The 25990-nt window shown below is 38.7% G+C and carries 20 protein-coding genes and 1 tRNA gene; 10 read left to right on the top strand and 11 right to left on the bottom strand.

Annotated features, from left to right (window positions below):
• Positions 1 to 42: 42 nt before the first annotated feature.
• From VZD24_RS05355 to VZD24_RS05380, 6 genes are all read left to right on the top strand, one after another.
• A complete protein-coding gene (locus VZD24_RS05355) occupies positions 43 to 1101 on the top strand; it encodes a 3-oxoacyl-ACP synthase III family protein (RefSeq protein WP_342687136.1) in 1059 nt (352 codons plus the stop codon).
• A 40-nt stretch (positions 1102 to 1141) separates the two neighbouring features.
• Positions 1142 to 1663: a class I SAM-dependent methyltransferase gene (locus VZD24_RS05360; RefSeq protein ID WP_342687135.1), complete on the top strand. Its 522-nt coding sequence runs from the start codon at positions 1142 to 1144 to the stop codon at positions 1661 to 1663.
• Positions 1663 to 2517 (top strand): glycosyltransferase family 2 protein, encoded by an 855-nt coding sequence (locus tag VZD24_RS05365; RefSeq protein ID WP_342687134.1) that lies wholly within the window; start codon positions 1663 to 1665, stop codon positions 2515 to 2517. Before VZD24_RS05360 ends, VZD24_RS05365 begins: the two co-directional genes overlap by 1 nt.
• A gap of 88 nt (positions 2518 to 2605) precedes the next feature.
• Positions 2606 to 3712, top strand: a complete 1107-nt coding sequence (locus VZD24_RS05370) for an alkaline phosphatase (protein ID WP_279449150.1) — start codon at positions 2606 to 2608, stop codon at positions 3710 to 3712.
• A gap of 68 nt (positions 3713 to 3780) precedes the next feature.
• Positions 3781 to 4521, top strand: coding sequence for an MlaE family ABC transporter permease (locus VZD24_RS05375; RefSeq protein WP_279449151.1), 741 nt, complete (start codon positions 3781 to 3783; stop codon positions 4519 to 4521).
• On the top strand, positions 4518 to 5282 hold the full coding sequence (locus VZD24_RS05380; protein ID WP_342687133.1) for an ABC transporter ATP-binding protein: 765 nt from the start codon (positions 4518 to 4520) through the stop codon (positions 5280 to 5282). The genes VZD24_RS05375 and VZD24_RS05380 overlap by 4 nt, the downstream gene beginning before the upstream one ends.
• 2 nt (positions 5283 to 5284) lie before the next feature.
• On the opposite strand, the gene VZD24_RS05385 is transcribed toward VZD24_RS05380, so the two are convergent.
• From VZD24_RS05385 to VZD24_RS05395, 3 genes are all read right to left on the bottom strand, one after another.
• Positions 5285 to 6721, bottom strand: coding sequence for a DUF389 domain-containing protein (locus tag VZD24_RS05385; RefSeq protein ID WP_279449153.1), 1437 nt, complete (start codon positions 6719 to 6721; stop codon positions 5285 to 5287).
• The gene (locus VZD24_RS05390; protein ID WP_342687132.1) at positions 6721 to 7800 is read right to left on the bottom strand and encodes a mannose-1-phosphate guanylyltransferase; all 1080 of its coding nucleotides are present in this window, start codon (positions 7798 to 7800) and stop codon (positions 6721 to 6723) included. Before VZD24_RS05390 ends, VZD24_RS05385 begins: the two co-directional genes overlap by 1 nt.
• A 66-nt stretch (positions 7801 to 7866) precedes the next feature.
• Positions 7867 to 8487 (bottom strand): SprT-like domain-containing protein, encoded by a 621-nt coding sequence (locus tag VZD24_RS05395; protein WP_342687131.1) that lies wholly within the window; start codon positions 8485 to 8487, stop codon positions 7867 to 7869.
• Positions 8488 to 8735: 248 nt separating this feature from the next.
• On the opposite strand from VZD24_RS05395, the gene VZD24_RS05400 reads away from it, so the two are divergent.
• Both VZD24_RS05400 and VZD24_RS05405 read left to right on the top strand, forming a co-directional pair.
• Positions 8736 to 11117, top strand: a complete 2382-nt coding sequence (locus tag VZD24_RS05400; RefSeq protein WP_342687130.1) for a TonB-dependent siderophore receptor — start codon at positions 8736 to 8738, stop codon at positions 11115 to 11117.
• Between the two features lie 67 nt (positions 11118 to 11184).
• Positions 11185 to 12342 carry a PepSY-associated TM helix domain-containing protein gene (locus tag VZD24_RS05405; RefSeq protein WP_342687129.1) on the top strand — a complete coding sequence of 386 codons (1158 nt, stop codon included), beginning with the start codon at positions 11185 to 11187 and terminating at the stop codon, positions 12340 to 12342.
• Here VZD24_RS05405 and VZD24_RS05410 read toward each other — a convergent pair.
• The 6 genes from VZD24_RS05410 to porU form a co-directional block, all read right to left on the bottom strand.
• Entirely contained in the window at positions 12332 to 13012 is a 681-nt protein-coding gene (locus VZD24_RS05410; protein WP_342687128.1) for an SDR family NAD(P)-dependent oxidoreductase, read from the bottom strand. The genes VZD24_RS05405 and VZD24_RS05410 overlap by 11 nt on opposite strands.
• A gap of 71 nt (positions 13013 to 13083) precedes the next feature.
• Complete coding sequence (locus VZD24_RS05415) at positions 13084 to 14778, bottom strand: pyruvate dehydrogenase complex dihydrolipoamide acetyltransferase (protein WP_342687127.1); 1695 nt, start codon at positions 14776 to 14778, stop codon at positions 13084 to 13086.
• A gap of 3 nt (positions 14779 to 14781) precedes the next feature.
• Entirely contained in the window at positions 14782 to 15780 is a 999-nt protein-coding gene (gene pdhA / locus VZD24_RS05420; protein WP_342687126.1) for a pyruvate dehydrogenase (acetyl-transferring) E1 component subunit alpha, read from the bottom strand.
• A gap of 179 nt (positions 15781 to 15959) precedes the next feature.
• Positions 15960 to 16442, bottom strand: a complete 483-nt coding sequence (gene cdd, locus VZD24_RS05425) for a cytidine deaminase (protein WP_279449160.1) — start codon at positions 16440 to 16442, stop codon at positions 15960 to 15962.
• 92 nt (positions 16443 to 16534) lie between these two features.
• Positions 16535 to 17695 carry a type IX secretion system outer membrane channel protein PorV gene (porV, locus tag VZD24_RS05430; protein WP_342687125.1) on the bottom strand — a complete coding sequence of 387 codons (1161 nt, stop codon included), beginning with the start codon at positions 17693 to 17695 and terminating at the stop codon, positions 16535 to 16537.
• Positions 17696 to 17729: 34 nt separating this feature from the next.
• A complete protein-coding gene (porU, locus tag VZD24_RS05435; protein WP_342688772.1) occupies positions 17730 to 21563 on the bottom strand; it encodes a type IX secretion system sortase PorU in 3834 nt (1277 codons plus the stop codon).
• Between the two features lie 221 nt (positions 21564 to 21784).
• Between porU and gldJ the strand changes: the two genes are divergently transcribed.
• Complete coding sequence (gene gldJ, locus VZD24_RS05440) at positions 21785 to 23458, top strand: gliding motility lipoprotein GldJ (RefSeq protein WP_342687208.1); 1674 nt, start codon at positions 21785 to 21787, stop codon at positions 23456 to 23458.
• A 71-nt stretch (positions 23459 to 23529) separates the two neighbouring features.
• Positions 23530 to 24810 carry a UDP-N-acetylmuramoyl-tripeptide--D-alanyl-D-alanine ligase gene (locus tag VZD24_RS05445; protein WP_342687123.1) on the top strand — a complete coding sequence of 427 codons (1281 nt, stop codon included), beginning with the start codon at positions 23530 to 23532 and terminating at the stop codon, positions 24808 to 24810.
• A 13-nt stretch (positions 24811 to 24823) separates the two neighbouring features.
• Here the strand turns inward: VZD24_RS05445 and VZD24_RS05450 are convergent.
• Both VZD24_RS05450 and VZD24_RS05455 read right to left on the bottom strand, forming a co-directional pair.
• Positions 24824 to 24898: transfer RNA gene (locus VZD24_RS05450), tRNA-Val, on the bottom strand.
• Between the two features lie 58 nt (positions 24899 to 24956).
• Positions 24957 to 25937: a YitT family protein gene (locus tag VZD24_RS05455; protein WP_279449164.1), complete on the bottom strand. Its 981-nt coding sequence runs from the start codon at positions 25935 to 25937 to the stop codon at positions 24957 to 24959.
• Positions 25938 to 25990 lie beyond the last annotated feature (53 nt).

The following is a 25990-nucleotide window of genomic DNA, read 5'->3' on the forward strand; positions in this document are numbered from 1 at the left end:
AACACATTTTTTTCCGTACTTTTAACAAAACTTTTTAACAATATGAATGTCAAAATAACCGGTATAGGCAGTTACATTCCAAGCGAGATTGCGAAGAATGAACATTTCGGAAACCATCATTTTTACAATGAAGATGGAACGCGCTTTGGCCAAGAAAATGAAACGATTATAGAAAAGTTTAAAGCCATTACCGGTATAGCCGAACGCAGATACCTACCCAAAAGCCTAAATACGTCAGACATTGCAACCTTTGCCGCAGAAAACGCAATTAACAGCGCAGGAATTAAAAAAGAAGAATTAGATTACATTATAGTTGCCCACAATTATGGCGATGTAAAATACGGAGCCGTGCAGAGCGATACGGTACCCAGCATTGCTACCCGAGTTAAACACAATTTAAAAATACAAAACCCTACTTGTGTAGGATACGATATGCTTTTTGGATGCCCTGGATGGATTGAAAGTATGATACAAGCCAATGCATTTATAAAGGCCGGAATTGCCAAAAAATGTCTGGTTATAGGCGCCGAAGCGCTTTCGCGCGTTGTAGATCCGCACGATCGCGACTCTATGATTTACAGCGATGGCGCAGGTGCCGCAGTGGTTGAAGCCACCGGCGCTGAAGGCGGAATTCTTAGTCATTTTAGTGCCACCTACGCTTTTGATGAAGCACACTTTATTTACTTTGGCGAAAGCAACAATTTGGCGAAAAAGGACAACCGCCGTTACATAAAAATGTACGGTAGAAAGATTTATGAATTCGCGCTAAGCCACGTGCCAGATGCCATGAAAATCTGCCTCGAAAAAAGCGGCCACGGCATAGACGAAGTGAAAAAAATATTCATCCACCAAGCCAACGAAAAGATGGATGAGGCCATTGTAAACCGTTTTTACAAGTTATACGACAAGGCCGCTCCCGAAAAAATCATGCCCATGAGCATCAACAAATTGGGCAACAGTAGCGTAGCCACGGTACCCACGCTTTACGACCTGGTTTTGAACGGTGAGTTAGAGGGCCACTCGATTAAAAAGGAAGATGTGGTTATTTTTGCAAGCGTTGGCGCGGGCATGAATATTAATGCGATAGTTTATAAAGTGTAAATAATTCTGAAATCCGAATTCAGAATTCAGAATTGAAAAAATGTACGAAGGCAAATTTCCGAAGAAAAGATACCATCACACTTTGCGTTTTTTAAACGAAGTAATTTCCAAAGAGGAAAAAATTCTCGATCTCGGTGTTCCTAATCCGTTTTCTGAAATATTAACCAAAGAAGGTTTTAACGTTACAAATACTCACGGACAAGATTTAGACCTCGAGACCGAAGCTGTAAAAACCAATGATTTTGATGTGGTAACCGCCTTCGAAATATTTGAGCATTTGGTCTCCCCTTTCAACGTATTAAAAGATATTCAAGCAAAAAAACTGGTTGCTTCCATTCCTTTAAAGCTTTGGTTTGCCTCGGCTTATAAAAGCAAAACCGACAAATGGGACCGCCACTACCACGAATTTGAGGATTGGCAATTTGACTGGCTTTTGGAAAAGGCAGGTTGGCGTATTGTGAAACGTGAAAAATTTACCAATCCCATAAAAAAAATTGGTATTCGCCCTTTTCTTAGAAGGATTACGCCAAGGTATTATTTGGTTTATGCTGAAAGAATTTAATGAATTTCTACATCGTCATACCCGCCCATAACGAAGAAGCATTTATCGGCAAAACTCTTGGGTCGTTAGTTGAGCAAACCTTACTTCCCAAAAAAATTGTTGTTGTAAATGACGCTTCAACAGATGGGACACAACAAATAATTGATCAATTTTCAGAAAAATACCATTTTATAAAAAGTGAATTTCACAATTCAAAAAAACTTCACGAGCCGGGCAGTAAAGTTATAAATGCTTTTTATAAAGGTTTTGAAACGCTAGATGATGACTTTGATGTTATATGCAAATTTGACGCTGACATTATTTTACCCCCAAATTATTTCGAAAAAATAATAGAATTATTTTCATCCGATGAAAAAGTAGGCATTGCTGGCGGTAATCTTTATATTAAAGTAGAAAATGAGTGGAAATTTGAAAACATTTCAAAAAAAACTAAAGTGCGTGGCCCTATAAAATTGTACAGAAGAAAATGTTTCAAAGAAATCGGCGGCCTAAAAAAATCAATGGGCTGGGATACGGTGGATGAGCTCCTGGCCCAATACCACGGTTGGAAAGTAAAGACCGACCCTTCGCTGCACGTAAAGCATTTAAAACCTACGGGCAAAGTCTATACAAAAGCCTCAAAACACAAACAGGGCGAGGCTTTCTATAAAATGCGCTACGGGTTTTGGCTTACGCTTATCGCTTCGGCGAAACTCGCCTCCAAAAAAAATAGTTTTTCATTTTTTGCAGATACATTAAAAGGTTACTTTAAAGCGAAAAACGCCAAATTAGACTTTATCGTTTCAGAAAAGGAAGGCGAATTTATCCGCAACCTCCGTTGGAAAAACATTCGAAAGAAATTGGGATTGGGGTGATTTAAGATTTAAGATTTAAAATACGACAACATCTCCTTAACATATAATCGTAGATAAATTCGTTATTTTTGCTCCTTAAATTTTAGCAATGCAACTCAAGATTTCTTTCCTCACATTTTTTTTCTCAAGCCTACTTATTACTACTTCCTGCGTTTCTGTTCAGGTAAGCGATAATACGGTATCTACATATTCGTCAGAAGAAAAGAAACCCAAGAATATTATTTTATTAATTGGCGACGGCATGGGGCTGAGCCAGGTTTCCGCCGCAATTTATTACAAGAACGGCAAACCAAATTTTGAACATTTCAGTACAATTGGACTAAGTAAAACATCGTCCGCTAGTGATTTAATTACCGATTCGGCCGCTGGCGCAACAGTTTTTTCCACTGGCGTTAAAACATACAACGGCGCAATTGGTGTAAATAAAGATACAATTGCCGTACCAACCATTGTAGAGCAACTTTCGCAACGAGGCTTGGCCACGGGTATTATAGCTACTTCGTCTATTCAACACGCTACCCCTGCCAGTTTTTATGCCCACGTAAAAAGCCGAAGAATGTATGAGGAAATTACAGAATTTGCACCTAATTCCGGTGTAAACTTTTTTGCTGGGGGTGGATTGAAATTCTTCAATAAAAGAAAAGATGGAAATGATTTGTTAGCTGAAATGGAAGCCAAAGGCTATAAAGTAATTACGGATCAACTTCCGAAAACCCCCAGTGAGAAAAACGAACTTATTTTACTTGCAGAAGATGGAATGCCCAAAATAAATGAAGGCCGTGGCAATTTTCTTCCGAACGCCACCAAACTTGCATTGGACAAACTGTCTAAAAACGAAAAAGGATTTTTTTTAATGGTTGAAGGAAGCCAGATAGATTGGGGCGGCCATAACAACGACGCCGATTACTTAATAGAAGAGCTTTTAGATTTTGACAAAACCTTGGGCGTAGCTTTAGATTTTGCCAAGCAAAATGGCGAAACGCTTGTAATTGTTACCGCAGACCACGAAACAGGAGGTTTTACACTAGCATCTGACGGCAAAGATTACAACAAAGTAAAACCGGTTTTTTCTACTACTGGCCACTCAGGTACGATGGTTCCCGTTTTTGCGGAAGGCCCTGGCGCTTCTAAATTTAATGGTATTTTTGAAAGTATTGCGATATACCATAAAATGATGGCTCTTTTTGATAAATAAAAGCCAAAAAAAGCATTTTCAATTATCAGTGTGCTAATTTTAGTATTTTAGCCATAGCTTACGATTGTATGAAGTATATAGAAGATATTGGTTCTTATTTTATAATGCTAAAAAAGGTGTTTGGTAGCTTTACCAAAACATCGGTTCTGCGGCATCTTATTTTTAAGGAAATCAACGATCTTATTATTAGCTCGTTGGGCATTGTAGCATTTATCTCCTTTTTTGTGGGCGGGGTTGTGGCCATACAAACGGCCCTAAATATGGATAACCCTATAATTCCGGACAGCCTAATAGGTTTCGCAACGCGCCAATCTGTTATACTGGAATTTGCCCCTACCTTTATTTCCATAATTATGGCGGGAAAGGTAGGCTCGTTTATTACTTCCAGTATAGGCTCTATGCGGGTTACCGAACAAATAGACGCTTTGGAAGTAATGGGAATTAATTCATTAAACTATTTAGTTTTTCCGAAAATTGTGGCTCTAATGTTCTATCCGTTTGTAATTGTGCTCTCAATGTTCCTTGGCGTTCTCGGTGGTTGGGTGGCTGGCGTTTACGGCGGTTTTACCAGTTCTTCCGATTTTATTGCGGGGGTACAGGAAGATTTTATTCCCTACCAACTCTTTTACGCTTTTTTTAAAACTTTTGTTTTTGCTTTTATTCTCGCCACCGTTCCTTCTTGGCAAGGATTTTATATGAAAGGTGGCTCGCTAGAAGTAGGTAAGGCCAGTACAAATTCGTTTGTGTGGACCAGCGTGCTTATCATTGCCGCCAACTATATAATAACTCAACTTCTCCTTAGCTCATGATAAAAATAGAAGATGTACATAAAAGTTTTGGCGATGAGGAAATCCTAAAAGGAATATCAACCGAATTCGATAAAGGAAAAACAAACCTTATTATTGGACAAAGTGGAAGTGGAAAAACGGTTTTGCTTAAATGTCTTATCGGACTTTTTAAGCCTGAGAAAGGTAGAATCTATTACGAAGATAAGGCCATACAAGATATGGACGACGAACAGCAGCGCAAGTTACGCGAAGAAATTGGAATGCTTTTTCAAGGCGGAGCACTCTTCGATTCTATGAATATTGAAGAAAATGTTATGTTCCCGCTGCGAATGTTTACCAAGCAGAAAAAAGCCGATATGGTTGCCAGGGTAAACGAAGTATTGAAACGGGTAAATCTTGAAAATGTGAATAAAAAATTTCCAGCAGAAATATCTGGTGGAATGCAAAAAAGGGTTTCCATAGCCCGTGCAATTGTAAACAAACCAAAATTTCTTTTTTGCGACGAGCCCAATTCCGGTCTCGATCCAAAAACAGCAACCTTGATTGATACATTGATTCAGGATCTTACCCACGAGTACGATATTACTACAATTGTAGTAACCCACGATATGAATTCGGTGATGGAAATAGGCGAAAAAGTGGTACTGCTGAAAGACGGAAAACTGGTGTGGCAGGGCACCAATCAACAAATTTTCAAAACAGATAATGAAGATGTTACAAACTTTGTGTATTCATCAGACCTTTTCAAAAAAATTCGCGAAGTACAACTAAGAGAAGGCTAACCCTATGGATATTCCGAAACTTGAAGGGTATCAAATTTCATTTTAAACTTCATCCAAGCTTCTATCTTTTTTAAATCTGCCTTCCGATTTTTAGAAGAAACATTCTTTTTCCAACGAATATTTATAACCGGGACAGTATCCGTAGTTTTAAAATTAGTGGTTATTTTATTCGAAAAACTGAAAGTTTCAATGTTTTCGTAATTAATTTTAATCTCTTCGCTTAACTGTTTAAACGGAATGTTCTGTACTTTTAAATGAGCTATTTCGTTTTCCAAAAAGCGAATCTGTTCATCTTTATTTTGAATAATTTGCTCGTTTTTAACATACAGATCTTCTAAAATTCCCGCCTTAATTTCACCGGAAAGTTTGGCTGCCATTTCCCCACTTTGATCGGCACCTTGATAAATACGCAACCGGGTTTCGCTTAAATTTTCGGTATTTTCCAATTCCTGAAGCCACTCGTTTATTTTATTTTGTGGTACAGGACGACCAATTAAATACACGTCAATATTTTTAGATTTATAGTCCTGCGTAAACTTTACAACTTCGGCACCTTCGTATTGGATAACGTTTTTTACAAAATCCTTGGTTTTATTTTCAAAAACCTGTTGGTCTAAAAGTTTAAGAAACAACCATACGCTGGGTATCATAACGGCAATAGCTATTACGGTTGCAATTTGCGCAGTTCGTTTTCTGCGCTTGCTATTGGCATAACGCACCAACGGAAACTGTAATATCTTTGAAACAATAAAGGTAGAAAGCGCAATAAAAACCGCATTTATAGAAAATAAATACAAAGCACCACCCGCATACGAAGCATTACCTATAGCCAAGCCGTAACCCACGGTACAAAGAGGCGGCATTAAAGCAGTGGCAATTGCAACTCCAAAAATAACACTGGCAATTGTACCACTCTTTGTTTTTGCAACAATTAATCCCAATCCACCAAATATTGCAATAAGCACATCTAAAATTGTAGGATATGTTCTGGCAATAAGCTCAGGCGTCTCCTCGGTTAAGGGCGAAAGTTTAAAATACAGAAAAGCGGTTAGCACACTTAAAAAAACCATCACTCCAAGATTAATTAAGGAGCGTTTAAGCGTATCTACATCGTTAATGGCAACAGAGAGCCCAATACCTACAATTGGCCCCATTAATGGCGAAATTAACATCGCACCAATAACCACCGCTGTACTACTAACATTTAGCCCAATAGAGGCCACAAAAATTGAAAAAATAAGAATCCATGCGGTATGGCCCTTAAACGAAATATCTTTCTTAACGGCTTCAATGGTCGCATCGCGGTCTGTATCTGCACGAATGTCAAAAAGTTCGCTCAGGAATTTTTTGATACTTTGCCAAGTGTTGAGCTTTACTTGCTCAAACTCCTCATCATTTGGAGTAACCTTAACGTCCTGATTATTTTGTGATGTACCCATTACAAATATTTTTTACCGAATTTATTCGAAACCTCCTGCAACAATGCTTTTATATCCTGCTCCTTCGCTTTCGGAAATAGCAAAAGAACATCTTCTTTATCCACCACAATATAATCTTCAATCCCGTCTAAAACAACAAGTTTTTTTCTATCAGTAAAAATCATGTTTTTATCAGAATTCTTTAAAAGTGTTTCGGCATTTACAATTGCATTCTCACCTTCATTTTTGTTCAATTTGTCATAAAGCGCACCCCAAGTTCCCAAATCATTCCAATCGAAAGTAGCTTTTTTTACGAATACATTGGCAGCCTTTTCTAAAATTCCATAATCAATCGAAATATTTTCGGCTTGCGGATAAGTATGTTCAATAAACTGTTTTTCTTCCGAAGTATTTAAAGTTTGCATCCCTTTTGAAAACAAGGTGTTCATTCGGTTCAAATAAGTTTTAAATGATGCGGTAATACTTTTTACGCTCCAAATAAAAATACCTGCATTCCAAAGAAAGTTTCCTGCTTCCAAAAATTGTTTGGCAGTGTTATAATCGGGCTTTTCGCGAAATTGCTTTACCGGTTTTATTTGTGAGGCGCTGCTTTTTTCGCTTTCTATATACCCATATCCCGTATTCGGAAAAGTTGGCTCAATACCCAAAGTAAGTAGGATATCTTCGCGCTGCGCCGCATCAAAACAGGCTTGCACATCATTGGCAAATGCAGCTTCATCTTCAATCCAATGATCGCTGGGCGCAACTAGCATTAATGCGTTGGGATTTTCCTTTTTAATTTTTAATGCCGAAAGTAGAATACAGGGTGCGGTATTTCGCATTGCGGGCTCTAAAACCACTTGTTTTTCGGTAATTCCGGGTAGTTGTTTTAAGGTAATTTCCAAATACATTTCATTGGTGAGAATGTATATGTTTTCAGAAGGAATTATTTTATTTAAACGCGAAAAAGTTTTTTGTAATAAGGTCTGTCCCGTCCCCAACATATCGTGAAACTGCTTTGGGAATTCTTGGGTACTCATAGGCCAAAACCTTGAACCAATGCCGCCCGCCATAATTACTGCGTAATAATCCTTATTCATATTTTTAGCATTTAACAAACCTACAAGGCTTTAAATACCTTGCAAAAACCATATTGCTCCCGGAAATTAATTTTCCTTTTGTGGGTTCGGAGGCGTCAAAAATTCCACTTCGGCATTCGGATTAAATAAATAGGTTCTTCCCGTAGAAACTTCTACACACTCAAACCTTTTTACACGTTGTTTGCCGCGTTTAAATATTTTGCCGTTATACAATCTAAAATGTGCTCCAAAAGGAATCTCAAAGATATAGTTTTTATCGTTTTCGGGGTCAAATTGTTTTAGGGCTAAAGATAGTGCGGCATCGGTATCGCTGGAAGCTTTCGGATTTTTAAAATGCCGCGCCAAAAATGGCAGTAATTGATTGGGGAAAACTTCGGGACGCAAATAAGGCAACATTAATAATTGAAAAGTGCGCTTCCACTCTATCCCATGCGGTTTAATAAAACGCCCGTATTTTGTAAAAGCCTCCAAATGTGCAATTTCGTGAACTAATGTAATTAAAAATCGATATTTATTTAGCGACGCATTTACTGTTATTTGGTGTTGCCCATTGGGCATTTTTCGGTAATCGCCGTGTCGTGTAACGCGCTCGTTTACAATTTTAAGATGAACATTATGGGTTTTTATAAGTTCAAAAGCGGAGGCTACGGAAGCTTGCGGAATATATTTTTCTAGAATTTCTGTCATACGGAATAAAGAAGCTGCTAACCGTTATTTCAGTTCCAAAAATAGCCAGTTTAATGCAATTTCAGGCTTTTTACCACACTTAATATCGTCTTCCTGAAAGATATTTTAAAAAATTTGTAGCTGCATTTATTTTGATTTCAACATCTTACATCCTGCTATTTAAAACTGTTCTAAATAAACTTTGAAATATTAATTTTACACTTTAGATTTGCACCCAATTTAAATCCAATCTAAATAAAAATAACAAAATGAAATTCATCACCACCCTATTTTTTATATTGGGAGCACAGTTTATATTTTCACAGGAAGTAGCAAGAATCGAAGGAACTGTTACGGATATTGACAATATCCCAATCCCCTTTGCAAGTGTTTATATTCCCGAACTGAAGAAGGGAAGTGCTGCCGATGCCGACGGAATTTTTACAATTAATAATATTCCGTATGGCGCATGGCAACTTACCGCGAGCGCCGTGGGCCATAAAACTACCACACTAACAATTAATCCCAACGAAGCTGTTTTAAGCGGCATTATTTTTCAGCTATCCTATGATAATCAATTGGATCAGGTAGAAGTTTTCGGAAACCGAAATGACCATCCCGACAAAATTGAGTCTCTAACTCGCTTGCCGTTAAAACCCTATGAGCAAATACAAAGTATCTCTGTACTTTCAGAAAAATTGATTGAGGACCAAGGTGCTTTGAGCATTTCCGAAGCGACCAAAAACGTGCCAGGGGTTTACACTTTCGCAACCTACGGCAACAAACGGGAGAGCATGTCTTCCCGCGGATTTAGAGGCATCCCCATCTTAAAAAACGGTGTCCGCATACATTCCGACTTTCGGGGAGTGGGTATTTTAACAGATATGCAGGGCGTAGATAATATTCAGGTTTTAAAAGGAACAGCCTCCATAACACAAGGTGTAGCCACAGATCTGGGAAGCCCGGGAGGAATTATAAATATTGTTACAAAAACTCCAAAATATACTTCCGGTGGAAGCGTAAGCCTACGGGGAGGAAGCTTTGGACAAGTACGTCCTACCTTTGACGTTTACGGCCCTTTGAACAAAGAAAAAAACCTAGCGTTTCGCTTAAATGGCGCCTTGGAAAGAGCCGATAGTTTTAGGGATTTGGTTGAAAAAGAGAGTTTCTATTTTAACCCTTCCTTTGAATGGAGAGTGAATGAAAAGACAACTGTAACTTTAGAACTAGATCATTATTATGACAGTCGAACTCCAGATTTGGGCACGGTAAATTTGGCCGAAAATGACACAAATGCCATTTACGATCTTCCACATTCACAATTTTTAGGGTTCGAAAACGATCGTTCAATTACCGAAAACACTACTTATGCCATTAGAATGGACCATGAGCTAAATGACAAGCTTACCTTAAAAGGAGCCTTTTACAGTTCTTCTTTAAAATTAAACGACAAAGGGGCAAGCTTAGGCGAAACGATTGAAGAAAATGATACGCCAATTTACAATATTCGCGAGCGCAGTTACACCACTTCTACCCGCGATGACAACAATAGTGTGCTGCAATTTGATTTAATTGGAGATAACGTTTACACAGGTTCTATTAAGCACACCTTCCAAGTAGGCTTTGATTATCGCGCTTCCCGATTTGGCACTAGTAGTCAATCTGCTGGCGTGATTGACACTATTAATGTCTTTCAAAATATAAGTCACACCCTGCCCACTATAGCGCTGGATGCAGCAAGGACAAGTGGCGGCAAAACCCACTCACTCGGCTTTGTGGCACAGGATGTAATTTCTTGGAACACTTGGCTAAAAACATTTTTCGGAGCTCGTTTTAGTTCAACCGAAACCATTTCAGAAGCTGAGAATACACGTAGTGATGCCTTCAACCCGTTGGGAGGAATAATTGTTTCGCCAATTAAAAATGTAAATGTTTTTGTTTCTTATACCAACAGTTCCTATCCGCGTACGGCATCGCGTTTAGGTGAGAACGGTGAGGAATTGGGTAACGAGCGTTACGACCAATTGGAAACCGGTTTTAAGTCCACTTGGCTCAATGACCGTTTGCGTTTCAATTTAACGCTTTATAAAATCAACAATAAAAACATAAATCTGCCTGTTTATGATGAAACCTGGACAAATATTTTATACTATGCTAAAGGCGGAAATGACCAACGACAAGGAATAGAAATAGAACTCACCGGGCGTCCGCTAGAAAACTTGGAATTAATTGGCGGCTATGCATATATTGATTCGCAGTACAAAGAACACACTTCATACGTGTACGGATCGGCACCGTTAAACACACCCAAACACACCTTTAATGCCTATGCCAATTATTCCTTTAGAAACAACATTTTAAAAGGACTTTCCATAGGCGCTGGAGCCTACTTTACCGGGGAACGCCCCATAAACGATTGGTCGTCCGGAGCTGTTACCCATCAAGGAATTGTGCCAAACCAAAAACCTTTTGATGTGGAAGCCTACACCATGGTAAACTTTCAAGCAGAATATAAATTCGATAAAAACTGGAGTCTTCAATTTCTGCTGAACAATGTGTTCGATAAAATAGGCTATAATGCCTATAGAACCAGATATATCAATCAGACCGAGCCACGAAACTTTGCAGGTGTATTGCGTTATAATTTTTAGTTTTTTGAATTGTTAAGTGTCCAAAGGCACAACGTAAGTTGTGCCTTTTATTAATTTTAAAGCCATTATGAAAACAAAAAAATATACGCTTCGAAAATTTATAAACGATGTTCATCTTTGGTTGGGAATCGGTAGCGGAATCGTACTCCTAATTATTTGCTTGACGGGTACCGTTCTCACTTTCGAGCAGGAAATAAAGGGACTCTTTGCCGAAGAGATAACTGTTCTGCCTACTAGGAATGCGCTTCCAATTGAAAACCTGACAAAATCACTTTCCAATGAAGGTGAAGTATTGCGCGTGAGCATAAATCCTGATAACACAAAACCTTATGCGTTTTCGGTTAAAACAAATAATGAAGACAGGCGCGGAACTACCTATTTTGTAGATCAATACAGCGGAACTTTTACAAAGGCTGCGCCAAATGTATTGGACGGCTTTTTTATGACAATGTTTAAATTGCACCGCTGGTTGCTGTTAGACATAGCTATCGGAAGACCAATTGTAGGTATTTCAACTATACTATTTTTAATACTATCCATTACGGGAATTGTACTTTGGTTTCCGAAGAAAAAATTAAAGAAATTAAAATGGAAGCATTTAAAACCAGGATTTAAAATTGCGTGGCGCGCGAAGTGGAAAAGAGTAAATCACGACCTACATGTTACCCTAGGATTTTATACAGCAATATTTTTAATTATAATGTCGCTAACAGGTTTGTTCTGGTCTTTTGAATGGTATAAAGATGCCGGAAGTGCCGTGCTTGGCACCCCTGTATTTGCAGGACGCGGCGGAGGACCCAAAATAAATTCCAAAGCTCCAAAAAACACGAAACAGATTAGTTTTGAGGATGTACTAAAGATTACTCAGAATGAACTTGCTTTTCAGGGAACAACCGAATTACAAATTCCTACAGATCAAACAGAAATTTTCAGCGTAAAAAAATACCATGATCAAGATTTTTTTCAGACTGCAGTAGATGAATTAAAAATAGATCGCGATGGAACGCTAATTTCAAAGCAAATTTTTTCGGAAAAACCCTTAAACGTACAGATTGCAAGTTCCATCAAAGCAATACATATGGGAACAATCTACGGGTGGTTTTCAAAAACAATATATTTTATTTCCTGTTTAATAGCTACGAGTTTACCCATTACGGGCGTAATAATATGGCTGAACAAATTGAAGAAAAAACCTAAGGGAAAGCAGCAACAACTTAAGGCGTAGTGCTTGAAACCTGCAATATTTTACCGTTGTAGAATTTATTCCCATTAAGTGAAAAATCCATAATATATTGCGCCATTTCTGTAGCCGAAAGCGGTGCTTTAAAACCGGGAAAAGCTTCGGCAAGCATTTCGGTTTGTACCGATCCCAAGGCCATAACATTAAAAGATGGACCGGTTTCTTTGTATTCTTCTGCGAGTAATTCAGTTAAGGTAATTAAAGCTCCCTTACTACTGCTATATGCGCTGAGCCCAGGAAACTTAACACTTCCCTGTACACCACCCATACTGCTAATGTTTAAAACGTGTCCCTTCTTTTTCATAAACGGAATTACTGTTTTTATTAATGAAGTTGGCCCCAAAACATTTACATCATAACACTTTTTAAATTCTTCGGATGTAATTTCGGCAAAAGGTTTATTCACCAGAAATCCTGCGTTGTTTATTAAAACATCTACAGATTTCATCCCGGTTTGAAGGTATGCCGATAGCTTTACGATTTCAGATTCATCGGCAATGTCGAATTCCAAAGCGGTAACATTCTTCAGTTTTAAATCTGAAATAGGCTTTGAATTTCGCGAAAGCGCCAGAACATTGTGGCCGGCTATGGCAAAAAGCTTTACCATTTCAAAACCAATTCCACGGGAAGTACCTGTAATTATTATGTTTTTCATAATTTCAATAAATTAAAAGACCTCACAGGTCTCAAAGACCTGTGAGGTCTAACTCACTTTAGTTTTTTCAATTAAACAAACATCGTCACAGGATTCTCAATATACTGCTTTACAGTTTGCATAAACTTGGCTCCTGTTGCGCCATCGATAGTACGGTGATCGCAAGCTAGTGTAACCTTCATCGTGTTACCTACTACTATTTGTCCGTTTTTAACAACCGGTTTTTGAACAATCGTTCCAACAGATAAAATTGCCGAATTTGGTTGGTTGATAATTGAAGTAAACTCCGTTATTCCAAACATTCCAAGGTTTGAAACTGTAAACGTACTACCTTCCATTTCCTGAGGTGTAATTTTTTTGTTACGTGCTTTTCCGGCAAGCTCCTTAACTTGAGCTCCTATTTGTGAAAAAGTCATTTGGTCTGCAAATTTTAATACAGGAACTAACAATCCTTCATCTACTGCCACGGCAACACCAATATGAATGTGTTTTGCAATTTTGGTTGCCTCCGGCGTCCATTGGCTGTTTACCTGCGGATGTTTGCGCAATGCCATGGCGCACGCTTTAATTACCATGTCATTGAACGATATTTTTACATCGGGAGTAGCATTTATAGATTCACGAGCTGCAATTGCGTGGTCCATATCCAACTCAACGGTTAAATAATATTCGGGAGCGGTGAATTTCGATTCGGCTAAACGTTTTGCAATGGTTTTACGCATTTGCGAGTTTTTCACTTCCTCAAAACTTTCGGTTCCAACCGGTGTGTAAGCTTGTCCGCCACCGGCAGCTGGATGATAATTTTCAATATCGCTTTTAACGATACGGCCATTTTCTCCACTACCAACAACTTGACGTAAATTAATTCCTTTTTCCTCGGCTAAAACCCTAGCCAAAGGCGATACAAATATTCTTTCCTGTTGTTGGCCATCATCAGTTTTTGGTTTTGCCGACGAAGTATTTTTTGTTTCTGAAACTTTTGCCGGCGCCGATTCCTTCTTATCTTCTTTTGAAGGTTTTTCTTCGGAACTTTTTTCCTTTTTAACCGAAGATTTTCCTTCTTTTTTGAAATTTTCTAACAGCCCTGAAACGTCTGTACCTTTCGGGCCTATTACGGCCAAAACCTCATCTACCGGTGCCGATTCGCCTTCGCCTATACCAATTTTTAAGAGCGTCCCCGAATAAAACGATTCAAACTCCATAGTGGCTTTGTCTGTTTCAATTTCAGCAAGAATGTCGCCTTCGGCTACTTTATCACCTTCTTTTTTTAACCAAGTGGCAACTGTTCCTTCGGTCATAGTATCGCTTAAACGCGGCATGGTAATTACTTCAACACCTTCGGGCAGTTCGGCTCCAGATGAAGATTCTTCAGATTTTTCTTTGGTGTCTTCTTTTTCTGCATCCTTTTTCTCAGCATTATCATTTTTAGAAGTATCTTTTTCTGAAGTGTCATTTTCCGAATCTTCGTTTGATGAGCCATCTTTTTTATCGTCAGATTTTCCATCAATCAATGCTGAAATGTCTTCGTCTTTTTCACCAATAATTGCTAAAAGTGTATCTACAGCTGCGGTTTCGCCTTCGTTAATACCAATGTGGAGCAAGGTACCTTCGTAAAACGATTCGAACTCCATTGTTGCTTTATCTGTTTCAATTTCGGCAAGAATATCGCCTTCCTTTACGGTGTCGCCCACTTTTTTGAGCCAGGTTGCTACCGTACCTTCTTCCATGGTGTCGCTTAAACGCGGCATGTTTATTACTTCTGCCATTTCTTATAATTTATCTGATAAAAACGGGTAATCTTCTTGCTCGTAAACAGAATCGAACATTACGTTCTTCTCTGGATATGGAGATTCATCTGCAAATTTTTCACATTCCTCTACCAACTTTTTCACTTTTTTGTCAATCTTTTTTATGTCTGCTTCCGTTGCCCACTTATTCTCATAAATTTGATGAAGCACATAAGTAATGGGATCTTCTTCTTGCTTTTTGGCCACTTCTTCCTTTGTACGATAATGTTGGGCATCGCTCATAGAGTGCCCTCTGTAGCGATAGGTTCGTAATTCAAGGAATGTAGGACCATCGCCACGACGTGCGCGCTGTATAGCTTCATCCATTTCCTTTGCTACTACTTCCGGTTTCATGGCATCAACTGGTTTGCAGGGCATTTCGTAGCCTAAACCGAGCTTCCAAATATCGGTATGATTGGCAGTACGTGCAACCGAAGTTCCCATAGCGTAGCCGTTATTTTCAACACAAAATACCACGGGCAGCTTCCAAAGCATTGCAAGGTTAAAAGTTTCGTGAAGTGACCCTTGGCGCGTTGCTCCATCGCCCATATAGGTTAAGGTTACCGCATCTCTTTCAAAATATTTATCGGCAAAAGCCAAACCAGCACCCAGTGGAATTTGCCCGCCAACAATACCATGACCCCCATAAAAACGGTGTTCTTTGGAAAAAATATGCATGGAGCCACCCAGACCTTGAGAGGTTCCAGTTGCCTTGCCATAAAGCTCTGCCATTACTCTTTTAGGATCCTCGCCCATCCCTATGGGCTGCACGTGGTTACGGTAAGCGGTAATCATTCGGTCTTTGGTAAGATCCATAGCGTGCAACGCACCTGCCAAGACGGCCTCTTGGCCATTGTAAAGGTGTAGGAACCCCCTCACTTTTTGATTGATATATACTTGTGCTAGTTTATCTTCAAACTTACGCCAAAAGAGCATGTTCTCGTACCAATCTAGATACGTTTTTTTGGTGATTTTCTTCATCTATCTGCTATAAGGTTTTCCCGTGGGGAAAATAATTAAACGGATAACAAAAGTAGTACTTTATAAGCAGAAAATACAAATTCCAAATCCCAAAAACGAAATCTGAAATATTTACGGAGTTTTAAATAAATTCCAGATTTAAAAAAAACAAATTGTAAGTTTTAAGCTTAGCTTTTTCTTTAGAGATATTTGGCATCAAAACCCAGCGGCAATAAATCCATTATGGAAGCCACTTTAATAATGTCGCCAGATTCGCCGCGAAAGTAGATAGCTATTGGGCTTTTTTGTTTTTGTTCGTATTCGGCAAGCGATTGGCGGCAGGCTCCGCAGGGTGCAATGGCCTCGGTTACCTCATGACTTTCGGCTTGTACGGTAATGGCGAGCGCCGTAATCGTTTCATTTGGAAAGTTGGCACCCGCACTAAATACAGCCACCCTTTCGGCACAAAGCCCCGAGGGAAAAGCTGCATTTTCTTGATTGTTGCCCAATACAATTGTTCCGGATGCAAGACGTAACGCTGCTCCCACCCTAAAACGCGAATAAGGCGCATACGCATTTTTACATGCTTGCTGCGCCTTATTCATTAATTCTTGAATGCTTTTTGGAAGCTCCGAAACGGATTCAAAAACTTCCAAGGCAATCTCAATTTTTTGTTTTTTCATTTTATGTTTAATTGCTCACTGGTTTAATTGACAAATTGATTTATTTAAAATTAAACTTTTAAACATTTAAACATTTCATTAGTTAAACCTTTCTAATACTCGTCGTACTCATCGCCAAAGTTAAATGTTAACCCAAAACGAAGGGTACCATCCAGCGGACTATTTGCCAATTTTGAAGTAGAGAACAAGTACGAAATATCAATATTAATGGCGGTATAGCGGAAACCTGCTCCGAATGAAAGAAACTTTCTACTTCCCTTAACGTCACTTTCGTTGAAATAACCCGTACGGAAAGCAAATACATCTTGGTACCAATATTCGGCTCCCAGAGCCCAGGTAAATTCTTTCAACTCTTCACTAAAACCGTCTGGCGCATCGCCAAATGAAGAGAACATACCACTAAAGAAACTTTCGTTGTAATAATCGTCTTCATTATTAATTACACCGTCGTTGTTAGAATCGCTTGGGGTTGGAACCAACAACTTATTAACTTGTGCAGAAACACCTACTTTGTTGTACTCGTCTAAGATAAAATCGAATCCGCCACCTAAAGCGAGGTTTGTTGGCAAGTTACTTTCCGAGCCTACCTCGTCGTACTTAAGTTTAGGACCAATGTTAGAAATATTGAAACCCAATCTCCAACGGCCGTCAAAATCGTCGTAAGGAATTTCTTCACTTTGGTAATACCCTGCAACGTCTACGGCTACTGAGCTTGCTGCAGAAGCATCTGCCACCGCAGTTTGAAGTTTTAAATCTGAACGAATATAGCGTCCGGCAACGGCCATAGAGAATCGTTCGCTAAGCCTAAGTGCATATGAAACATCAAAAAGCAATTCGTTTGGTTTAACCAATAATGGCTCTTCATCTGCTGTTTGGCGCAATTCAATCTCCCCATTACTGAAATATCGGAAACTTGCACCCACGGCGCTTTGTTCGTTTAAACGGTTATAATAAGTAATATTTCCTAAGAATATATCATTTACCAATTTGCTTAGATAGGGGGTGTAGGTTACACCCACGCCCTGCTTTGAAAGTGCAAAAGCGTATTTTGCTGGGTTCCACTGCTGTGAAAAAGCATCGGCAGAAGTAACTACGCCAATATCTCCCATACCAGCGGCACGAGGGTCTGCGGCAATAAGTACAAATGGAACACCTGTTGTTATTACACGATTTTCAATTCCTGTATTATCCTCTTGTGCAACAGATTTAAATGCCACAAGGCCTAACAAAATTGGAATAAATAATTTCTTCATATTAAATAATTTTGAGCAAATATAAATTTAATTTTTAAAGGATGACGAGTTTCTCAAATTTTTCAACCCGCTGATTTGTTAACGCCGAATTAACGGTAATCTTATAAACGTACACACCTTTTCCGATACGATCGCCAAAATCATCGCGGCCGTCCCACGTAATTTCACGACACAGATAGCTTCCAGAAGGTGGCAAGGTTGCATTTTTTGTCCACACCACTTTTCCCGTTACCGTAAACACCTGAACCTGTACATCTAAAGTTTCATCTGGCCTGTTGTGGTTAAACCAGAATTGGGTGTAATTTACAAAGGGGTTGGGGTAATTAAGTACGCGGGTAATTTCGAGTTTATCGTTACCAGCCACTATAAACTGTATTTCGGCCGTTGACGAATTATTGTAAACATCCCATGCTTTTAAAGTTAGGGTATGCAAACCATCTTCAAGATCGCGAAATTTAAAGGTTGCTTTTCCTTTGGTATAGTCGTCAACGTCGGCTTGATAAAATTCGTTTAAAACAAACGGATTAGACTCATCGCCATCCAGAATTGCAACTATATCGTGGCCTATACCACTCGCAGTGTTTATACCGTTGGTATCTTCAAGTTTGGCGAGCAACATAGGAGAATCGTCTGTGATTCCGCCCGACACAAAACTTTCGTCATTCATAAAAAGTTTTATTAGCGGCCCTTCGTTGTCTTCGGGAGCATTTTCATTTAATCCGCCAACATCTATATCTAAGTTTACACCTGCCTGATCTTCCAGTTCGTTATTGCGTTTGGCATATAGACTTACCCTGCCCTTCCCCACAGGGATTTGAATATCTCTGGGAACCACAAATTCGAATTCAAAAAGTCCGTTGGCAATGGTTGCTTTCCCATTAAATAATGATTCACCCAAAGTGGTAAAATCCATTATAAAGTTAAAATTATCGTTATCTAATGTTTGCCTCATTACGTTTTTGTCGAACACTTTTGCTTCTAAAATACCGTTATAATCTGCCATTAGCATCCCCGCTTCATTTATAACTTCGCCAGCAAGTTTTATTTTACTCAAAGCTTTTAAGGTATCTGTTGCTTGCCCGATAGGCACATCGTTCAACCGTGTAATTCGAATACTTTTTTTAGGAAAAGCAAGATGCATTGCAGGATCGCCAATATAGAAAACCACGCGTCTTAAATCGCTATCTATGCCTTGCTTTGCGAGTCTAAGCCCTTCGGCCGGAGTTTCTGGCACATCTCTTCCGTAGCCAAACAGATTGTCTGCCAGTAGCTGATTGAACAATACCCCCGTATTAATATAAATTGCCCGAGTAGTTGTAACCAAGGAAATGGCTCCTCCTTCTTTATTTAAATAGGTAAGTTCGCCAGCTGTAATACGCAATGGGTTGTCAAATTTGGTAAATTCGCAGGTAACTGTAACCACACACGGCAAGTTGTCTTTGTTTCGCAGATTTTGCGCAGTTTCTTTAGTGTAAATATACTCCGCAGCTAGACCATCTTCACCCCCATGGCCAAAATAATCTATAATAATAGCGCCTACATCAAAAGCACTTTTAATGGCTTCGTTTACTTCTGGATAACGGCTACCACCGGCAGAGGCTTCTTGTTGGTAGGCATCGGTGTGAATTTTTTTCACATTAATAAACGGCTTCTCCATAGAGATTTGATCGCCCAACGCATCTAGTTTTAACTGTAATTGCTCCTCATTATCTTCATCGATATCGTCAGAAATTAATACAAAATTGGTTCTCCAGTTGCCATACGAACTTTCGGAGGTGTATTTTATAATTTTATCGACCATGGCATTGGCCATGGAAACATTATCTGCAATTATTCTGCCCATAGCGATGTCTAACAAATCAATATCTGTGGTACCTGAGCCAATAGTGCCCTCACATGGATCCATATTTCCGAAGAAATCGTCAGACATAAACGATTGTGCAATACTAACCCCCGTAAGTGTTTGAAAAGTTGGAACAATATTGTTGTTGTTCGCCAGTCTGTTTTTATAATCTATAGATGCATCGCCTAAAATACCTACATATTTTACCCGTTTTGCTTCGGTGGAAGCGTTGTTATAAACATAGCGAACAAAATTCCTGATTGCACTAATATCCTGACTGCCACCGCTAAATTCCTCATAAATCTTGTCTGTGGTTACCACTTTTACATTAAGACCTTGTAGGTTTTTATGATACGTTGCCAAACGCAATGCAGGTTGAATTAAGAAAGGTGCTGTAATAATAAGATAATCTACATCTCGAAAATTTCCGGAACCATCCTTAAAAATAGTGCCTTTTAAATTTTGATTCTGAACAACCGGTTGTGCAACCTTAACAGGAGCCAAATAATTGGAAGGCCCTACGGCAACATACTCACGCACTTGCCCAAGTGTTTGTTTAAAACTGAATGAGGAAGCATTGTTTTCGTTTTGTTTTGAAGTAATAAACTGGGAGTCGGTAACGTCCCAAACTTGCGAAAACTGTGCGGCATTGGTTATTTGGTATTCACCCACGCCAGTCAGGGTTTCCGCAGCATTATATCTAAAAGGCAATTGTCCTTCGGCACCACTTAATGTTCTAACGGCCCATAAGCCAATATAGTCTAAATATGCAATGCTCGAAGGATTACCAGCATTGTTGTATGATAAATCTATTTGAACAGTTTCGCTGCTGGCCGGAATTTCTTTTCTATATTCATCTAAATCTAAAAGCCCTCCCACTCCTAGAGCTCGAAATTCTATTGGGTCTAGCGAGGTGCTATTAACAGTTACCGCCATTGAAGTGGCACTTTCTGAAGCTGCAGCGGTTTTAATGGTGAGTTGTATTGGTTTGCTGGAAACTATATTTGGGAATTCAAAATTAAAACTTTGTTCATTATTAATATCGAATCGATTGCCAAACCATTTTCTACCCAGTTTTGTCGGACTTTCTTCGTCCTTTTCATAAAATTGATAATCGTCAAATTCTGAAATAGTAAAATCTACCGTTCCTGTTGGTTCAACCATGGGGCGCACCCGTTTACCGGCATCTCCACTTACGGTTACGTAATAAAATGAATCGTCTGTATAAGGGTTTAAATTTGAATCGTTTTCTTCTACATAACCATTAGTACTGGTACCATAAAATAGAATGTAGTCGTTACCATCAAAGGACCCATCTTCTTCACCTACAACTTGAATGGCTATTTCGGGCAGGTCAAAAAATTTATTTTCTTCATTCAACAACGGTAAGGATTTGCCTCCAAAACCATATATTTTAATATTTCTTGGATTAATGCCATCTACGTTCATTCCCAAGCTACTCAGAAAAGATCTGTCTATTTTGTGAATTCCAGTTTCGGCTACCTTAAATTTATACCACTTACCACTTGCAAGCACCGAATTAGTGATATCCGGCGTATAGTCTGTACAAAATGGACCATAGCGATAATCTACATCAAAAGATAATACTTTTTTATACCCACTGTTGGTTTTGATTATAGGTGAAATTTTTAATAAAGTGAAGAGTTTTTCCCTAGAGTGCGAACTACCGAGGTAGTATTCCAATTTATCGGGCACTAATTCGGTATCAATCAGGTTTAGTTCTTCGGCAGAAACCGAGCCATAACGCACATTGGTAAGCGTAACCGAAGTTTTATCGGCAAAACCCGCATCCTCCCATTTAGTTTGATAGCTAATTGCTTCTTTATTTAATTGAAGCTTTAATGCAGCCTTAGCTTTTTGCTTGGTGGTTGATGAAGATTCAGTGCCTTCAATTTTACTCGCAGCGGGTCTGGAATTTCCCCAATCTATGGTTATGCTTTTTGATTGCGCCTTTCCTAAAAAAGGCAGGGCTATAAAAACAAAAAATAGTATCGCTTTTCTCATTAGTACCAATAACGCTTCAAATATACACTTAGTATAACGCATTTTTTTAAAAGTTTTCTGTATTGTCGCATTAGGATAATAATTTTAAAACTAATACGTTTGCAACTTTATTGGTCTTAAAAACTTTTAAAACCCTACAGCGCAATAATAACAAAATATTATTGTGTTTTTGTCGTTAATTACTATATTGCGAACCCAATTTTATCATATTTGAATCTATGATGTTTAGAAAAAACCTAACGTTAAAGCTATTTATTACTTTAATAGCAGCCACACTTCTAGTTGGTTGCAACAAATCCAGAGACTATAAAAACAGTTCTCGAGCCACCGGCTGGAAAATGAATGCCAAAGAAGGAGGCTTTCAATACAATCCGCAATCTAGAGAACAGGAAACAGGCCCAGGCCTTGTATTTGTTGAAGGCGGTACTTTTACCATGGGTAGAGTACAAGACGATCCGATGCACGATTGGAACAACTCGCCTAACCAACAACACGTTCAATCATTCTATATGGATGAAACTGAGGTTACTAACCTTATGTATCTTGAATATCTTGATTGGTTAAAACAAGTATTCCCTCCTACCGACGAAAGTTATAGAAAAATTTATGAAGGCGCTGTACCAGATACATTGGTTTGGAGAAATCGTTTAGGTTTCAACGAAGTTATGACCAATAACTATCTTCGCCATCCTGCCTATGCCGAATATCCTGTAGTAGGGGTAAGTTGGATTCAAGCAGTTGAGTTTAGTAATTGGAGAACTGATCGCGTAAATGAAATGGTTTTGGCAAATGAAGGCATTACCGCCAGAAATGCACCTTATGAAGTTGAACCTGGCGAAACATTCAATACAGCAACCTATTTAAACGCGCCAACTCTAACATACGGTGGTAATGACTCTATTACCCGAGGTGGAAAAAAATCTGAATCTATTGCAAAAAGAAGCAAAGACAGTACAAATTTATACATTCAACGTAAAGATGGTTTGCTTATGCCAGCGTATCGTCTTCCAACCGAAGCTGAGTGGGAATACGCAGCCCTCGGTCTCGTTGGACTTCGAAACTACAATGCCTACAGAGGTAAGAAAAAATACCCGTGGGAAGGTCAATATACGCGCTCAGGCAAAAGAAGATCGCGTGGAGACCAATTGGCAAACTTTAAACAAGGTGATGGTGATTACGGAGGTATAGCTGGTTGGAGTGATGATGGTGCAGATATTACAGCTCAAGTAAAATCATACGAACCAAACGATTTTGGACTTTACGATATGGCCGGTAACGTTGCCGAATGGGTAGCAGATGTTTACCGCCCAATTGTTGACGATGAGTTTAACGATTTCAATTACTACAGAGGTAACGTTTACACCAAAAATGCTATTGGAGAAGATGGAAAAGTAAAAGTAGTTACAAAAGATTCTATTGTTTTCGACACTTTAAGCAACGGAAAAATTGTAGCTCGAAACCTTCCAGGCGGAATCCTCCAAGTTCCAGTTGATGAAAATGAAACCTATTTAAGAACAAACTTCTCCCAAAGCGATAATCGCGATTACAGAGACGGCGATAAACGATCATCTCGTTACTATCAATCATTTGCCGATGAAGAAGGCGAAGGTGCCGACAACACTAATCGCATGTACAATTCACCTATTCAAAAGGTTTATGTAGATAGCTCTGGTACCCTAGATCGTCAGTACGATAAATCATCAAATAGAACTACACTTATAGACAACGAAGTTCGTGTTTATAAAGGAGGTTCATGGAGAGATAGAGATTACTGGTTAGATCCTGCACAGAGACGCTATTTCCCCCAAGATATGGCAACAGATTATATTGGGTTTAGATGCGCAATGAGTCGCGTTGGTTCAAAATCTAAAAAAGGGAAACGCCCCAGAAATTAACGATTTAAAAATTAAAAAAAACAACCCTCCTTGGCATACAGCTTCGGAGGGTTTTTTAGTATATTTATTTCATGAATATAGCATCCCTTCACACGTATTTTTTGCAGAGCAGTGGCGTTTGTACAGACACCAGAAAAATTGAAAAAAACTGCCTGTTTTTTGCCCTTAAAGGTGAAAACTTTAACGGAAACTTATTTGCACAGGAAGCACTGGATAAAGGTGCTTTTAAAGTTATTGTTGATGAAACTGCCTTTCATAAAAATACTGGTGAAACTATATTGGTAGAAAATGTACTGTTAACGCTGCAGCAACTGGCACGCTTTCATAGAAAAAATTTAAATCTGCCTATTATTTCACTCACTGGGAGCAATGGCAAAACAACTTCTAAAGAGCTTATAAATGCTGTTCTTTCCCAAAAGTTTAATACCGTGGCAACACAAGGCAACTTAAACAACCACATAGGCGTTCCCCTAACTTTGCTCAATATGAATAAAGAAACCGAAATAGGCATTGTTGAAATGGGGGCCAATCATTTGGGGGAAATAAAAATGTTAAGTGAAATTGCAGATCCAGATTACGGGTATATTACCAACTTTGGAAAAGCCCATTTAGAAGGTTTTGGTAGCTTAGATGGTGTGGTTCAAGGTAAGACTGAACTGTATCAATATTTAAAAAAACACAAGAAGAAAATTTTTGTGAACGCCAACGATCTAAAACAATTAAATAAGTCCGAAAACAGTGAAAGAGTAACCTTTGGCACAAAACATAGCGATTATAATATAGAATTACTAGATGGCTCGCACCAGCTTTTGGTGGCATTCAACAACACCGAAATACAGAGCAATTTAGTAGGGGCCTACAACTTTGCCAACCTTTCTGCGGCAATAGCTATTGGTGCATTTTTTAATATTTCTGCAAAAGAAATTAAGGTGGGTATTGAAAGCTATACACCGTCAAACAACCGTTCGCAATTGATTAAAAAAGGCACAAACACGGTTTTAATGGATGCGTATAATGCAAACCCAACCAGTATGATGGCTGCTTTGGAAAACTTTAAACAAGCCAAGGGCGAAACCAAAATTATGTATTTAGGCGATATGTTTGAACTGGGAAAAGAAGCTGAAACCGAACATCAAAATATCGTTGATTTTTTAGCCGAAAACCCCTTCGGAAATGTGTATTTAGTAGGAAGCAATTTTTTTAAAACAGTCCATAATTCTTCACATATAAAACAATTTGAAACTTTTGATGAATTGCGTGAAACATTAAAAACCAATCCTCCAAAAAATGCTACAATATTAATTAAAGCTTCGCGTGGAATGGCATTGGAGCGGATTTTAGATTTTTTATAATTATATTTTGAAGTGGGCCATGTTGGATTCGAACCAACGACTTCCACGTTGTCGACGTGACACTCTAAACCAACTGAGTTAATGGCCCTATATGCAAAGCTTGAAAATACAAAATCCGAAAGGTAAAACAAACTGGCTTTTTACAGTTATTTATCAAATTTTTTAATGGGCTTCTTTTTAATCATGCCTCCTTTCGCATCTTTAACCGAAGTCATGATCATAAATGCTTGCTTGTCTATTTTTTCAACTTCTGTTTTTAGCTTGCTCATTTCCAAACGGGTAATTACAGTATAGACCACATCAACGAGTTTCCGCGCTTCCCCCTTCTTTGCAAAGCCGTTTTCACCTTTATAAATTGTACAGCCTCGACCCATTTTTTCAATTATTGCCAATCTTATTTCTTCATTTTTATCAGAAATAATTGTAATCCCCATAAACTCTTCAATTCCATCAATTACAAAATCAACAGTTTTTGAAGCGGCAAAATAAGTGAGTATTGCATAAAGTGCAATTTCTGTAGAAAGAAAATAAGCTGCCGCGGTAAATATAGCAACGTTAAAAATCATAATTACATTTCCAACGGTAAGGCTGGTTTTTCGGCTAATATAGATGGCCAACACTTCGGTACCATCAATAATAGCACCACCGCGAATAGCCAGTCCGATGCCCAAACCTAAAAACAGTCCTCCAAAAGCCGCTACCAATATTTTATCGTCTGTAATTGCAGGGTACGGAATAACCGCCACGGCAACCGCCAGTAGCACGATCCCCATAACGCTTTTAATTGCAAATCTCCGTCCGATAGAAAAGTACGCCAGAATTAAAAAGGGCAGGTTAAAGCAGACTAATAACAATGAAAATGTAACTCCGGTTAATTCGTTCACCATAAGGGAAACCCCGGTAACGCCACCATCAATAAACCCATTAGGAATTAAAAAACCCCTTAGTCCAAATGATGCTGAAACCACTCCCAATAGTAAAAAGAAAAAATCTCCCACTTCGTGAACAATCTCAATTTCAAGATTGTTCACCCGTTTTTCAAGAGGTTCTGTTGCGCTTTTTGATTTTCCGGTCTTTTGCCGACTTTTTACTACGTCTGTTATTATTTTATGAATAAATGGAATCAAAAATTTTAGTTTTAAGTGGTGGTGGTTTCAAAGTTAAACTTATTCGCATAAAT

Source organism: Aequorivita flava, assembly GCF_038742595.1.
GTDB lineage: Bacteria > Bacteroidota > Bacteroidia > Flavobacteriales > Flavobacteriaceae > Aequorivita > Aequorivita marisscotiae.

Bases quoted from the DNA above. Each gene is read 5' to 3' on its own strand.
- VZD24_RS05355 (WP_342687136.1), top strand. From the start codon at position 43: ATGAATGTCAAAATAACCGGTATAGGCAGTTACATTCCAAGCGAGATT.
- VZD24_RS05360 (WP_342687135.1), top strand. From the start codon at position 1,142: ATGTACGAAGGCAAATTTCCGAAGAAAAGATACCATCACACTTTGCGT.
- VZD24_RS05365 (WP_342687134.1), top strand. From the start codon at position 1,663: ATGAATTTCTACATCGTCATACCCGCCCATAACGAAGAAGCATTTATC.
- VZD24_RS05370 (WP_279449150.1), top strand. From the start codon at position 2,606: ATGCAACTCAAGATTTCTTTCCTCACATTTTTTTTCTCAAGCCTACTT.
- VZD24_RS05375 (WP_279449151.1), top strand. From the start codon at position 3,781: ATGAAGTATATAGAAGATATTGGTTCTTATTTTATAATGCTAAAAAAG.
- VZD24_RS05380 (WP_342687133.1), top strand. From the start codon at position 4,518: ATGATAAAAATAGAAGATGTACATAAAAGTTTTGGCGATGAGGAAATC.
- VZD24_RS05385 (WP_279449153.1), bottom strand. From the start codon at position 6,721: ATGGGTACATCACAAAATAATCAGGACGTTAAGGTTACTCCAAATGAT.
- VZD24_RS05390 (WP_342687132.1), bottom strand. From the start codon at position 7,800: ATGAATAAGGATTATTACGCAGTAATTATGGCGGGCGGCATTGGTTCA.
- VZD24_RS05395 (WP_342687131.1), bottom strand. From the start codon at position 8,487: ATGACAGAAATTCTAGAAAAATATATTCCGCAAGCTTCCGTAGCCTCC.
- VZD24_RS05400 (WP_342687130.1), top strand. From the start codon at position 8,736: ATGAAATTCATCACCACCCTATTTTTTATATTGGGAGCACAGTTTATA.
- VZD24_RS05405 (WP_342687129.1), top strand. From the start codon at position 11,185: ATGAAAACAAAAAAATATACGCTTCGAAAATTTATAAACGATGTTCAT.
- VZD24_RS05410 (WP_342687128.1), bottom strand. From the start codon at position 13,012: ATGAAAAACATAATAATTACAGGTACTTCCCGTGGAATTGGTTTTGAA.
- VZD24_RS05415 (WP_342687127.1), bottom strand. From the start codon at position 14,778: ATGGCAGAAGTAATAAACATGCCGCGTTTAAGCGACACCATGGAAGAA.
- pdhA (WP_342687126.1), bottom strand. From the start codon at position 15,780: ATGAAGAAAATCACCAAAAAAACGTATCTAGATTGGTACGAGAACATG.
- cdd (WP_279449160.1), bottom strand. From the start codon at position 16,442: ATGAAAAAACAAAAAATTGAGATTGCCTTGGAAGTTTTTGAATCCGTT.
- porV (WP_342687125.1), bottom strand. From the start codon at position 17,695: ATGAAGAAATTATTTATTCCAATTTTGTTAGGCCTTGTGGCATTTAAA.
- porU (WP_342688772.1), bottom strand. From the start codon at position 21,563: ATGAGAAAAGCGATACTATTTTTTGTTTTTATAGCCCTGCCTTTTTTA.
- gldJ (WP_342687208.1), top strand. From the start codon at position 21,785: ATGTTTAGAAAAAACCTAACGTTAAAGCTATTTATTACTTTAATAGCA.
- VZD24_RS05445 (WP_342687123.1), top strand. From the start codon at position 23,530: ATGAATATAGCATCCCTTCACACGTATTTTTTGCAGAGCAGTGGCGTT.